The organism is Nocardiopsis sp. NPDC049922, assembly GCF_040660275.1.
Classification (GTDB): domain Bacteria; phylum Actinomycetota; class Actinomycetes; order Streptosporangiales; family Streptosporangiaceae; genus Nocardiopsis.
Genome location: NZ_JBFAME010000008.1, coordinates 253,869 through 266,005 on the forward strand (window position 1 = coordinate 253,869; position 12,137 = coordinate 266,005).

A 12,137-nucleotide genomic window follows, 5' to 3' on the forward strand; every position below is an offset into this window, starting at 1 on the left:
GGACCGGCTCCGCCGACCGCTCCGGCTCAGGGCCACAGCAGCTCGCGGTCCCACGCCGCCTCCACCGTGGGCCTGGCGTAGCGCAGGCGGGTGTGTCGTCGGTCCCGGTCGGCCTGCCAGAACTCGACCTCGGTCGCCGCCACCCGGTACAGCCCCCAGTCCGAGGGGACCAACCCGGGATCGGCCGTCAACCGCGCGCGGCTCTCGTCGGCCGTGCGGTGGACGTCCGCCAGCTCGGCCAACGGCTCACTCTGTCTCCCGTGCAGACCGGCCACCCGCGACTCCAGCGGTCTGGCCAGGTAGTCGGCGGCGCACTGCTCGGGGCTCGCCAGCTCCGCGACACCGCGCACCCGGACCTGACGCCCCTGCTCACCCCAGTAGAAGGACAGCGCGACGCCCGGGTTCTCGGCCAGGTCCCGGCCCTTGCGTGAGCCCGTCGTGGTGGCGAACCACCACCCCTCGGACGTGAAGTCCTTCATGATGACCACCCGGGAGGACGGCTCCCCGCGCCCGTTCACCGTGGCCACCGTCATCGCGTGCGGTTCCCGGACACCGGCCTCGACCGCCTCGGCGAACCAGTCCCGGAACAGCCGTGCGGGATCCTCCGGAGCGGTCTTCGGGTCGAACTCCGCGAGCGGGCCCGCGAACACCGTCAGCCCCCGCAGCAGTTCCCGCATCCCCCCGTGCTCCGACACCTTCGACCCCCGTGTTCGACGTGGCTTCGGCGACCCGGACGGGCCGACGTGCCCACGATTCTTCTCGCCGACGAGGGGCCCCACAAGAGCCAATCCCGGGCCTGTGGACGGCGGACGCCACCGCCCCGCACGACGACGGGCGGCCCCTCGGCGAGAGGGACCGCCCGTGTCTCACACGCGCGCGTGTCGCGCCGCCACCGCGGCGTCGTAGCGTTCCAGCACCACCCGGGCGAGTTCGGGGACGTCGCCCAGGGCCTCGGACACCACCGACGCACCCGCCGCCGTCGACCGGTCGCGCACCCGGTCGGCGAAGAACCCCGGCGCCAGCAGGTAGCTCGCCACCGCCACCCGCCCGGCGCCCCGCTCCCGCAGCGCCGCCACGGCCTCACCGGGCCCGGGCGACGCCGCCGACGCGAACGCCGGAACCACCTCCCGCCACGGCCCCCGCTCGGCCAGCCGCTCCGCCAGGGAGACCACGGTCGCGTTGGCCTCCGGGTCGCTGGACCCCGCCGAGGCCAGGACCAGGGCGGTGTCCGGTCCGGGACGGGCCCCCGCCTCCGCCAGCCGCCGCTCCACGGCGTCGAGCAGCAGCGGGTGCGGGCCGAGGGTGTCGGCGTAGCGCACCCGCAGCCAGGGGCTCTCCTCGCGAGCCCTGTCCAGGACCCGGGGCAGGTCCACCTTGCTGTGGTAGGCCGCCGTGAGCAGGGTCGGCAGCACGACCACCTCGCCCGCGCCGCCCCTGGCCAGGGCGGTCAGCGCGTCCTCGGCACTGGGCGACACGTGGTCGAGGTAGGACACGCGCACGTCCAGGCCGGGCCGCAGCGTCCGCACCCGCTCGAACAGCGCCGACACGGCCGCCGCCGACCGCGGGTCGGCGCTGCCGTGCGCCACCGCCAGCAGCGGGACCGATCCCCGCTCGACCCCGCCCCGGGCCCCGGTGCTCATACGTGGATCCCGCACTCGGTCTTGCCCGTCCCGGCCCACCGGCCGCTCCGGGGGTCCTCCCCGGGGGCCACACGCCGGGTGCACGGCTCGCACCCGATCGACGGGTACCCGTCGTACTGGAGCGGGTTGACGATCACCCCGTGCTCGGCGACGTACGCGTCCACCTCGTCCTGCGTCCACCGCGCGATCGGGTTCACCTTGGTCATACGGCGGCGCCGGTCCCACTGGACGATCGGGGTGTCGCGTCGCGTCGCCGAGTCCCCCCGGCGCACGCCCGTCAGCCACGCCGAGTAGGGCGCCAGCGCCCGCCGCAGCGGCTCGACCTTGCGCAGGTGGCAGCACAGCTCCGGGTTGCGCCCGTGCAGACGCGGGCCCAGGGCCTGATCCTGCTCGGCCACCGTGCGGTTCGGCTCCACGTTGACCAGCGTGATGTCGTACACCGACTCGACGGCGTCGCGTGTGCCGATGGTCTCGGGGAAGTGGTACCCCGTGTCCAGGAAGATCACGTCGATCCCCGGCTTGACCCGCGAGGCCAGGTCGACCATCAGCGCGTCGGCCATGGACGAGGTCATGCACAGGCCGTCGCCGAAGGTCTCCGCGGCCCAGGCGATGATCTCCTGGGCCGTGGCCTCCTCCAGTTCACGCGAGGCCCGCTCGGCGAGTTCGGGGCCGCCCACGGAGGCGGTGGTGGCGTTCATGCGTTACCTTCCGTCGGTCTGGAGGGGGCGCCTCCCGCGGAGAACGACGCGGAGCGCAACCCGACGTACTTCACCCGGAACACCCGGGCACAGGAAAGACAGGCCCAGGGGTATCCCTCGCCCTTGACCGCGGCGCCCTCCTCGGGCACCAGGTCCTCGTCACCGCAGTAGGGGCAGTAGTAGGGCGCGGCCCTCTCGGACATGGCGCACCTCTTCTTCCTTGGTGGTGGGTCCGGCCCCGTTCCCGGGACCGGACGCGGCCTACTTCAGGTCGGCTTCGTCGGCCCGCCCGACCCAGGCGGCGAAGGACTCCCCGTCCTCCCTCTGGGCCTGGAACCGGCGCAGCACCCGCTCCACGTAGTCGGGCAGCTCGTCGGCGGTGGTCTTCAGGCCGCGGACCTTCTTGCCGAAGGACGCGGTGAGCCCCATGCCGCCGCCCAGGTGGATCTGGTAGCCCTCCACCTGCTCGCCCCGGTCGTTCATCACCAGCTGGCCCTTGAGCCCGATGTCGGCGACCTGGATGCGCGCGCAGGAGTTCGGGCACCCGTTGACGTTGATCGTCAGCGGCTCGTCGAAGTCCGGGAGCCGCTTCTCCAGCTCGTCGATCAGGGACGAGGCGCGCCCCTTGGTCTCCACGATGGCCAGCTTGCAGAACTCGATGCCGGTGCACGCCATGGTCTGACGGCGGAACGTGCTCGGCCTGACCTGGAGCTCCTCGGCCTCCAACGCCTCGGTGATCGAGTCGACCCGGTCCCCGTCGACGTCGAGGATGACCAGCTTCTGGTCGGCGGTGGTGCGGATGCGGTCGGACCCGTGCGCCTCGGCGATGTCGGCGACGCGCAGCAGCGTGCCGCCCGACACCCGACCCACCTTCGGCGCGAACCCGACGTAGAAGCGCCCGTCGCGCTGGCGGTGCACGCCCACGTGGTCGCGCTCCAGACCGGGGTCCAGCTCCGGCGCCGGGCCGTCGGGGAGGGCGTGGCCCAGGTACTCCTCCTCCAGGACCTGGCGGAACCTCTCCGGCCCCCACTCCTTGATGAGGAACTTGATCCGGGCGCGGGTGCGCAGGCGGCGGAAGCCGTAGTCGCGGAAGATCGAGCAGACCCCGGCCCACACCTCGCTCACCTGGTCGGGACGGACGAACGTGCCCAGCCGCTTGGCGAACATCGGGTTGGTGGACAGCCCACCGCCGACGAACAGGTCGTAGCCCGCCTCCCCGGCCTCGTTCCGCACCCCGACGAAGGCCACGTCGTTGATCTCGTGGTTGGTGCAGTACGACGAGCACCCGGAGATCGACGACTTGAACTTGCGCGGCAGGTTGGAGAACAGCGGGCTGCCGATGTGGTCGTCGTGGACCTGGTGGATCTCCGGGGTGGCGTCGAGGATCTCGTCCTCGGCCACGCCGGCGAGCGGACAGCCCAGGATCACGCGCGGGGTGTCGCCGCAGGCCTCCATCGTGGACAGGCCCACCGACTCCAGCTTCTCCCAGATGGCGGGGACGTCCTCGACCCGCACCCAGTGCAGCTGGACGTTCTGCCGGTCGGTGACGTCGGCGGTGTCACGCGCGTAGTCGCGGGAGATCTCCGCGACCGCGCGCAGCTGGGCGACGGACAGCTGACCGCCGTCGACGCGCACGCGCAGCATGAAGTAGCGGTCGTCGAGCTCCTCGGGCTCCAGCACGGCGGTCTTGCCGCCGTCGATGCCGGGGGCGCGCTGGGTGTAGAGCCCGTACCAGCGGAAACGCCCGCGAAGGTCGGCCGGGTCGATGGAGTCGAATCCGGCCTTGGAGTAGACGTTGATGATCCGATCGCGGACGTTGAGTCCGTCGTCGTTCTTCTTGTTCTCCTCGTTCTTGTTCAGCGGCTCACGGTAGCCGAGGGCCCACTGGCCCTCGCCACGGCGTCGGCGGGGCTTGGCCGCCGACGTCGGCGTGCCTGGCTGCGCGGAAGAGGGAGGCATCGCGGGTGTCTCCGATGAGGTCGCGGGGTGCTCACGGGCCCGGCGCCCGCACCGCTGGCCCGATCGCGCCGCACGTCATCGTGCCGGGCGGACGGGTGGAGACCACGGGTGTGGGAATCGAAGAAGGCGAGCGCCGGGGCCGCGCGCACTCCTGGATAACGGGTGCGTCACAAAGGCGGCGAGGTCAACCGACGCTGCAACAGATGGCGCTGCGGACCCGAAGGAAGTCCACGTGGCGGCGCACGCAGAGCATGGGGTCCAGAGCAGCGATCATGCATCGAGAATGGCACGCGGCCAGCCGCCTTGTCCAGGCACGTTCGCCACGTCGGTACGTGAGTCACGTCACCCTCGGGGGTGGGCGGGAGGGGGCGCCCCCGGTGACGGCCGCTAACGTTCTCCCCGTGGTCGGTTTCTGGGAGGGGCTCTGGCGGGCGGTCGACGCGTGGCTGCGTCGGCACCCGTTCTCGCACGGTGCCGTCCTGCTGTTCCTGCGCACGCTGCGCTCCTTCTCGCGCTACCGGGTGCTCGGGCTGGCCGCCGAGTCGGCGTTCTTCTCGCTGATCTCCCTTCCCGCGCTCCTGCTGTGCCTGCTGGGCGCGCTGGGGCCGCTGGCGGCGGTGTTCGGCCAGGACCTGGTCGAGGAGATCCGCGTGTGGATCCTGGACCTGGCCGCCCGCACACTGACCCCGGACACCGTGCGGACCGTCGTGGAACCGCTGGTCGACGACTTCCTCGGCGGGGTCCGGGGCGGACTGCTGTCGGTGACCTTCCTGGTGTCGCTGTGGTCGGGGTCGCGGGCGATGAACGTCTTCATCCGGTCGATCACGATCGCCTACGGCCTGGACGATCTGCGGGGATGGGCGCGCCAACGCGTTCTGGCGTTCGTCGCCTACCTGGGCGGACTGCTCTTCGCGATCCTGGTCCTGCCGATCCTGGTCGCCGGGCCCGACCTGGTCCACCAGCTGCTCCCGGCGACGGTGGGGCTGCTCAACCACTTCTACTGGCCGGTGGTCGGCCTGCTCGCCACGACCGCGGTGACGCTCCTGTACGTGCTCAGCGTGCCGGTGCGCACACCTCCCTGGCGCCACCTGCCCGGCGCGCTGCTCGCGACGATCGTGCTCATGGCCGGGTCCGCGGGGCTGCGCGCCTACCTGGACGCCTCGTTCGGCGACGTGAGCATCTACGGCTCCCTCGCCGCGCCGATCGCCATCCTCGCCTGGCTCTACGTCATGGCGGTCGCGGTTCTCGCGGGCTCCTCGCTCAACTCCGAGATCGACGCGATGTGGCCGACCGTGCGCACCGCCTCCGCCCGCGCCGAGATCGCCGACCGCGGCTTCGAGCGCGCCGACCGGCTGGTCCGTCGGCGGGAGAGGGCCGTCATCGAGACCATGGCGGGCGATCGCTGACGGCGGCGGGGCGCGGCGACGGCGACGGAGGAGTGGCCAGTTTCGGCCAGTTTCGGTGTGAACCAATTGCCGTTCTCACGTGTCCACTCCACGGGCGAGGGTGTTCTGGAGGCCGGTGATCGGCCTGAGCGCGAGGAGATTGCCCAGGTCATCAGGGGAATGGGGGGAGTATGTGTGTCCGTGTGTCCACCGTTGACCGAATCCCTGGCCCCATAGACCCCATCCCTGCCCGGAGATCCGTTCCGACACGACCAGCGACGGTCAGTATCATCTCGTGCAGCATTGACCACGCGTGCGCAGATCCGGCGCCCGGCGGCCCCGGGCCGCGAGCCACCGCCACAGCCGATCGAGGCCACCCGTCACCCGCTCACAGGAACAGGTCCACCCTTCCCATGCCTTCGGAGGCACCATGAGCCGGGCGTCCCGACCGGGGCAGTCCCGGCCCACAGTCGTCATCGTCATCGCTCCCGACGAGCGGAGCGCCGAGATCTCCATCGAGGGGCACCGCCAGATCGTCACCGGCCACGTGCCCAAGGAGACGAGACGCGCGGCGCTGGACGTCGCCACCGGCTACGCCGCCAGGATCGGGCAGCCGGTGCTCGTCGACGCCCGCGACGCCAACGGCTTCTGGCGGCTGGTCGCCACCCCCGACGGGGTGGTCCAGGCCGCCGACACCGTCGAGCCGGGCCCCGCGCACGGCCCGCGGTCCGCTGAGGGCGGCGGGCACCGACGCGGACGGGCGCTGCTGATCGCCGGAGCCGCCGCGCTCGCGCTCGTGTTGATCGTGGGCGCGGGAGCCCTGGCCCTGCGCTTCCTGCCGGACGGTCCCGCCGGGCCCGTGGCGGAGGAGACGGACGACCCCGGCGAGCCGCTGCCGGCCGCCGCGCCGCCCGGCTACTCCGAGACCTACGTGTTCGACGCCGAGGTGGCGCCCGGGACCTGGCCGAGGACCAGCCGCGACGGCGCGTACCTGGCCCTCGTCGCGCCCGGCGGCCAACTCCACCTGTACGACGCCGAGGGCGAGCGCCTCTGGGCGGCCGACCTCCCCGCGGACATGGGGGAGTCCCTGGGGATCCCCCGGTTCGCCCTCCACGAGGGCGCGCCCGCCGTCGTGCTGGAGACCAGCGCGGCCCTGTGGTTCTGGCCGGTGGAGGGCGGTGATCCCACCAGCGTCGACCTCCCCGACGACGCGGTGGTCCAGTACGCGGGAGACTCCTCCGTGCTCGTGCGGACGGGCGACAGCAGCCTCGTCCCGGCGGACGGCGCGCTTCGCGAGGTCGAGGTTCCCGCGGGCTCGGCGGCCATGCTGGCCGACGGCGAGCGGGTCCTCACCGCGGTCGTGGACGGTCCCTGGGAATGGATCGATCCCGACGGCGGCTCCACGGAGGTCGTCCCCCAGCGCCCGAGCGAGGCCGGCGAGATGGACCGGGTGATGACCGCGCTCCAGGAGTACGTGATCATTCTCTGGCGGTCGAACCAGGGCGACGGACGCTACCTGGCCTTCCACGACCGTGAGGACGGCACCGTGCTCGGCGGGGTCGAGGTCGACGAGGCCGACATGGCGGACGCGGGCTACGCCTCCCTGCCGATCGGGACGCGCGTCGCCTCCTACGGCCCCACCGTGGTGGACCTCGAAACGGGTGAGAGCGCCGTCGTCCCCGGATTCGAGCCGGAGATCGCCATCGGCCGCCAGGTCTTCGGCCAGCTGGACGGACGGTCCGTGGCGGTCACCGCCGACGGTACGGCCACCGAGCTCCCCACCGGGGCCGAGCAGCCGCGGGGACTGCTCGGCGACGACGCGATCGTGGTCCACGACGACCACCTCTACGCCATTCCCCCTCAGTGAGTACTCCACATCGGTGAGTACTCGGCATAAGGAAAGATAAGGAGACGGATGTCCCCCAAGAAGCGGGCTCTGACGGTGACCGCCGCCAGCCTGTTCATGGCCGGATTCTCGGTCGGCCCGGCGTTCGCCGACACGACCGACGAGACCGCGTCCACCACCTCCCCCGGGGTGGAGCAGCAGACGGTCGCGGCCTCCGTCGTGGCCCAACTCGACGCTCCCACCCCGGGCGACGGCGGCACCCCCCCTGGTGGCGGTGACGGCGGCACTCCCCCTGGCGGTGGTGACGGCGGCGACGGCGGCGACGGCGGTACCCCCCCTGGTGGCGGTGACGGCGGCGACGGCGGTACTCCCCCCGGTGGCGGTGACGGCGGCGACGACGGTAACCCCCCTGGCGGTGGTGACGGCGACGGTGGCGGCACCCCCCCTGGTGGTGGTGACGGTGACGGCGGCGGTGACGGCGACGGCGGCGGCACCCCCCCTGGTGGTGGTGACGGTGACGGCGGCGGTGACGGCGACGGCGGTGGCACCCCCCCTGGTGGTGGTGACGGTGACGGCGACGGCGGTGGCACCCCCCCTGGTGGTGGTGACGGCGGCGGCGACGACGGTTCCGGTGGCGGCGACGGTGGTTCCGGCGGCGGTGACGGCGGGGGCTCCGGTGACGGCGGCTCCGGCGACAACGGCGGCGGTTCCGGCAACGGCGGCTCCGGTAACGGCGGTTCTGGTAACGGCGGCTCCGGCAACGGTGGTTCCGGCGACAACGGTTCCGACGACGACGGTGACGACAACCAGTCCCCGAGCGACGACTCGAACTCCGACGAGTCGTCCGACGATGACGAGGAGCAGGAGGCGCTCGCCACGACGGGCGTCGACCTCCAGGGCTTCGTGCTCGGCGGCGTGGTCGTGACCGGGATCGGCGCGATGGCCCTCTGGGCCGGTGCTCGCCGCCCCGCGTCGGTCGCCTGACGACCGCACCCACACGGCCCCGATGGGTCGTGACGTGTGTCGGGCCCCCGACCCTCCACGGTCGGGGGCCCTTTCCATGCCTCGGGGCACCGCCTGCCGTTCGGGCCCACCCGACCGGCCCGGCTCACGACGGCGTCTCAGCGACGAGGGCGCAGCGCGGGGGAGAGCAGGAAGGCCGCCGCACCCGCCGCCGCGACCACCCACAGCGCGGTGCCCAGGTCGGTGGCGTCCGCCAGCACCCCGACCAGTGGCGGGAAGGCCAGCAGCCCCGCACGCCCCAGCCAGCCCACGACCGCCAGGCCGTCACCCGTGCGCACCCCCGGCACGTCACCGGCGGCGGCGAGCGTCAGGGGGAACAGCGTGGACACACCCAGGCCCATGATCCCGAACCCGACGACGGCCGCCACCGGATGCGGGACCAGGAGCGCCAGCGCCATGCCGCCCGCGGCCAGCAGTCCGCACCCCGCGCCCACGGCGGCCGCGCCGAAGCGGTCGGTCACCCGGTCCCCGAGCAGGCGTCCCACCGTCATCATCGCCTGGCACGCCACGAACGGCATCGCCGCCAGGAACAGGGGCGCCGACAGTTCCGTGGTCATGTACACCGCGCCCCACGACGCGGCCGAGTCCTCGATCCCGGCCGCGAAGACCAACAGCGCGCCCAGGGACAGCAACAGGAGCAGGCCCCGCGCGGGCACGCGTGCGCGCCGCCCGTCCGCGCCCTCGGCCCCGTCCTCGCGTTCGCTGTGCTCGGCCCCGGGCAGCAGCATCCGGCTCACCAGCAGGTTCACGCACACCAGCACGAGCGCCACCCCGCCCAGGTGCGCCAGGACGGGCACGCCCGCACCGGCCATCGTCGCGCCCACGACACCGCCCGTGACCGCGGCCATGCTCCACACCGCGTGGAAGGTGTTGATGATGGTGCGCCCGTAGCGTCGCTGCACCCGCAGGCCGTGCGCGTTCTGCGCGGAGTCGGTCCACGCGTCGGCGCTGCCCAGGACGAGGAACGCGGCCGCGAGCATCCACCAGTTCTGCGCCAGGGCGATGAACGGAAGCGCTCCCAGAGTGATCAGGCTCGTGCCGACGGCCGCGCGTCCGCTGCCGAAGCGGTGGATCAGCGGTCCCGCGAGCATTCCGGTCAGGAGCGCGCCGCCGGGGCCCGCCGCGATCGCCATGCCCAGCTCCGCGTTGCTCAGGCCCAGGTCGGCCTTGATCACGGGCAGCCACGGCACCGCGTTCGTGTAGGTGAACCCGTTGACGAAGAAGAGGGTGGAGACCGCGACCCGTGCGCGTCGGGCGTCGGGCGGGGGCGCCGCGGTCGGGGTCTTCGGGGCGATGGACCTGTTCACGGCGGCTCCCAGGGCGGCGGACGGTGCGTGCGGATGCTATCCATTCCGCTCCCGGGGCGTCACCCGGATATCGTTCGCGCCCGCCCCGGGCTTGCCTCCGACGCCGCCGCCGATTTACATAGGTGTTCCGCCACATTCACCGTCACGTTCCGCACCGGCCCCGCGGCCCCTCCCGCACGGGCCCCATCCCTGCCCGCCGACCCCCATGCCGGGAACCGTGCGCACGGCCCGGACGGAACCGGAAGTGCCCATGATGAACGCGAGCGCGCTGCGAGACGCGCCCACCCTCGTCGGCGAACGCGTGCGCCTGGTGCCGCTGGGCCCGGAGCACACGGACGCCTACTTCGCCGCCAGCCTCGACGAGGAGGTGCGCAGACTCACCGGTACGCACCGCCATCTCACCTACGGCCAGGCACGCGAGTGGTGCGAGACGCGGGCGGGCCGCACCGACCGCCTCGACCTGGCCATCACCGCTCCCAAGGACGGGCGCTACCTGGGCGAGCTGTCCATCTACGACGTGTCCCCGGAGAACGAGAGCGCCGGGTACCGCATCGCGCTGTCGGCGATCGAGTTCGCCGGACAGGGGTTGGGCCGGGAGGCGACCGAACTCGTGCTGGAGTACGCCTTCGACCGGATCGGTCTGCACCGCGTCTGGCTGCACGTGTACGCCTTCAACATGAGGGCGATCGCGGTGTACCGGTCGTGCGGATTCACCGTCGAGGGGCGGCTGCGCGACGCCCTGCTGTGGGAGGGACGCAGGCACGACGCGCTGCTCATGGGCGTGCTCAGAACCTCCCTGAGAAACACCTGACTCACGGTTTTTGCCTGACGGCGGGGTTGTGACCGCCGTCGCGCGGGGTATGCCGGTACCACTTTTCCAACGGCTCACCCGGACAGCCGAGAGGAGCGGTGCCGGGGCCACGGTCCCGGCGCCGGTGAGGACATGAACCCGGTACCCGTATCGCTGCCCTTCACCGACCGGTCCGAGGCGGGTCGCCGCCTCGCGGAGCGCGTGCGTCCGTACGCGGTCACGGACCCGCTGGTGCTGGCCCTGCCCCGAGGCGGGGTTCCGGTCGGTGCCGAACTCGCCCGACTGCTCGACGCCGACTTCGACGTGCTCATGGTCCGCAAGGTCGGCCTCCCCGGCCGTCCCGAACTCGGCGTCGGCGCGATCTCCGAGGACGGGCACGTCACCTTCGACGACCTCGCCCTGGCCCGGATGCGCATCCCGCGCCAGGCGCTGACCGAGACCGTCGAGGCCGAGCGCGGCGAACTCGAACGCCGCCGCCGCGTGTACCGGGGGGACCGCCCCGCGCCGCGGATCGCCGGACGCGACTGCGTGGTCGTCGACGACGGGGTCGCCACCGGCGGCACCGCCCGAGCCGCGCTGCGGATGGTCCGCCAGGCCCAACCCGCCCGGCTCATCCTGGCCGTGCCCGTCGCGGCCCCGGAGGCCGTCGAGAGCCTGCGGCCGGAGGCCGACGCCCTGGTCGTCCTCAGCGCCCCGGACAACTTCCACGCGGTCGGGGAGTGGTACCGCGACTTCTCCCAGCTCTCCGACGGGCACGTCACCGCGATCCTCGCCGAGCGCGGACGCGCCCAGCCGCCGTCCGACGTCACCCGCGGCGTGCGGATCCGGTCCGGCGAGGACTACCTCGACGGAGACCTCACGATGCCCGCGACCCTGCGCGGCGCGATCGTCGTGGCGATGGGGGAGGGCCGGGCCGATCCGCGTTGGCGGGCGATCTCCTCGGTGCTGCGCCGAGCCGGCTACGCCACCCTGCTCCTGGACCTGTTGACCGAGGACGAGCGGGCGGAGCGCGCGGAGGGCGCCGACACCGGTGTGCTGGGCGACCGGTTGAACGCGGCGGTCACGTGGTTGCGGCGCGCCACGGACGCGGGCAACGAACCGGTGGGGATCCTCGGTTCGGGGACGGCGGCCCCGGCGGCACTGCTCACGGCGGCCGAACGACCCCAGGACGTGGGCTCCGTCGTGGTCTACGGCGGCCGGATCGACCTGGCCGAGCCGAGCCTGCCCAAGGTGCGGGCGCCGGTGCTGGTGATGCTGGAGAGCGGCGACTCCTTCGTCCGCGAGCTGAGCGAGTGGGCGCGCGGGCGGATGGGCGGCCCCACCGATCTCCGGGTGATGGAGGGCGCCGAGCAGCTCCTCGAAGGGGGCCGGGAGTGGCGGCGGGTCGCGACGGAGGCGCTCGACTGGTTCGACCGGCACCTGGCGGGGCGAAAGGAGTGAACCCGAGCCACGCCCGGCGGCGATCCCT

Annotated in this window: 11 protein-coding genes; 5 read left to right on the plus strand and 6 right to left on the minus strand. The window is 73.0% G+C overall.

Annotated elements, in window-relative coordinates:
• Positions 1–26: 26 nt before the first annotated feature.
• The 5 genes from AB0I72_RS17205 to AB0I72_RS17225 form a co-directional block, all read right to left on the minus strand.
• Positions 27–677 (minus strand): pyridoxal 5'-phosphate synthase, encoded by a 651-nt coding sequence (locus AB0I72_RS17205; RefSeq protein ID WP_358569256.1) that lies wholly within the window; start codon positions 675–677, stop codon positions 27–29.
• A gap of 189 nt (positions 678–866) precedes the next feature.
• The gene (locus AB0I72_RS17210; RefSeq protein WP_358569079.1) at positions 867–1,640 is read right to left on the minus strand and encodes a sirohydrochlorin chelatase; all 774 of its coding nucleotides are present in this window, start codon (positions 1,638–1,640) and stop codon (positions 867–869) included.
• The gene (locus AB0I72_RS17215; RefSeq protein WP_358569082.1) at positions 1,637–2,338 is read right to left on the minus strand and encodes a phosphoadenylyl-sulfate reductase; all 702 of its coding nucleotides are present in this window, start codon (positions 2,336–2,338) and stop codon (positions 1,637–1,639) included. Before AB0I72_RS17215 ends, AB0I72_RS17210 begins: the two co-directional genes overlap by 4 nt.
• Entirely contained in the window at positions 2,335–2,541 is a 207-nt protein-coding gene (locus tag AB0I72_RS17220) for a hypothetical protein (protein WP_268643108.1), read from the minus strand. The genes AB0I72_RS17215 and AB0I72_RS17220 overlap by 4 nt, the downstream gene beginning before the upstream one ends.
• A gap of 58 nt (positions 2,542–2,599) precedes the next feature.
• A complete protein-coding gene (locus AB0I72_RS17225; protein WP_358569086.1) occupies positions 2,600–4,297 on the minus strand; it encodes a nitrite/sulfite reductase in 1,698 nt (565 codons plus the stop codon).
• A gap of 401 nt (positions 4,298–4,698) precedes the next feature.
• On the opposite strand from AB0I72_RS17225, the gene AB0I72_RS17230 reads away from it, so the two are divergent.
• The 3 genes from AB0I72_RS17230 to AB0I72_RS17240 all read left to right on the plus strand — a co-directional run bounded on the left by AB0I72_RS17230 (position 4,699) and on the right by AB0I72_RS17240 (position 8,512).
• Positions 4,699–5,703 carry a YihY/virulence factor BrkB family protein gene (locus AB0I72_RS17230; RefSeq protein ID WP_358569089.1) on the plus strand — a complete coding sequence of 335 codons (1,005 nt, stop codon included), beginning with the start codon at positions 4,699–4,701 and terminating at the stop codon, positions 5,701–5,703.
• A 409-nt stretch (positions 5,704–6,112) separates the two neighbouring features.
• On the plus strand, positions 6,113–7,549 hold the full coding sequence (locus tag AB0I72_RS17235; RefSeq protein WP_358569092.1) for a hypothetical protein: 1,437 nt from the start codon (positions 6,113–6,115) through the stop codon (positions 7,547–7,549).
• 48 nt (positions 7,550–7,597) lie between these two features.
• A complete protein-coding gene (locus tag AB0I72_RS17240) occupies positions 7,598–8,512 on the plus strand; it encodes a hypothetical protein (protein ID WP_358569095.1) in 915 nt (304 codons plus the stop codon).
• A 137-nt stretch (positions 8,513–8,649) separates the two neighbouring features.
• On the opposite strand, the gene AB0I72_RS17245 is transcribed toward AB0I72_RS17240, so the two are convergent.
• Positions 8,650–9,846 (minus strand): MFS transporter, encoded by a 1,197-nt coding sequence (locus AB0I72_RS17245; RefSeq protein ID WP_358569259.1) that lies wholly within the window; start codon positions 9,844–9,846, stop codon positions 8,650–8,652.
• A 262-nt stretch (positions 9,847–10,108) separates the two neighbouring features.
• Between AB0I72_RS17245 and AB0I72_RS17250 the strand changes: the two genes are divergently transcribed.
• Both AB0I72_RS17250 and AB0I72_RS17255 read left to right on the plus strand, forming a co-directional pair.
• Positions 10,109–10,669, plus strand: a complete 561-nt coding sequence (locus AB0I72_RS17250) for a GNAT family protein (protein WP_358569098.1) — start codon at positions 10,109–10,111, stop codon at positions 10,667–10,669.
• A gap of 132 nt (positions 10,670–10,801) precedes the next feature.
• Positions 10,802–12,109, plus strand: a complete 1,308-nt coding sequence (locus tag AB0I72_RS17255) for a phosphoribosyltransferase family protein (protein ID WP_358569101.1) — start codon at positions 10,802–10,804, stop codon at positions 12,107–12,109.
• Positions 12,110–12,137 lie beyond the last annotated feature (28 nt).

Excerpts from the sequence above, each read along its gene's own strand:
- AB0I72_RS17235 (WP_358569092.1), top strand. The coding sequence starts at position 6,113 with ATGAGCCGGGCGTCCCGACCGGGGCAGTCCCGGCCCACAGTCGTCATC.
- AB0I72_RS17240 (WP_358569095.1), top strand. The coding sequence starts at position 7,598 with ATGTCCCCCAAGAAGCGGGCTCTGACGGTGACCGCCGCCAGCCTGTTC.
- AB0I72_RS17250 (WP_358569098.1), top strand. The coding sequence starts at position 10,109 with ATGATGAACGCGAGCGCGCTGCGAGACGCGCCCACCCTCGTCGGCGAA.
- AB0I72_RS17205 (WP_358569256.1), bottom strand. The coding sequence starts at position 677 with ATGCGGGAACTGCTGCGGGGGCTGACGGTGTTCGCGGGCCCGCTCGCG.
- AB0I72_RS17225 (WP_358569086.1), bottom strand. The coding sequence starts at position 4,297 with ATGCCTCCCTCTTCCGCGCAGCCAGGCACGCCGACGTCGGCGGCCAAG.
- AB0I72_RS17215 (WP_358569082.1), bottom strand. The coding sequence starts at position 2,338 with ATGAACGCCACCACCGCCTCCGTGGGCGGCCCCGAACTCGCCGAGCGG.
- AB0I72_RS17255 (WP_358569101.1), top strand. The coding sequence starts at position 10,802 with ATGAACCCGGTACCCGTATCGCTGCCCTTCACCGACCGGTCCGAGGCG.
- AB0I72_RS17220 (WP_268643108.1), bottom strand. The coding sequence starts at position 2,541 with ATGTCCGAGAGGGCCGCGCCCTACTACTGCCCCTACTGCGGTGACGAG.
- AB0I72_RS17210 (WP_358569079.1), bottom strand. The coding sequence starts at position 1,640 with ATGAGCACCGGGGCCCGGGGCGGGGTCGAGCGGGGATCGGTCCCGCTG.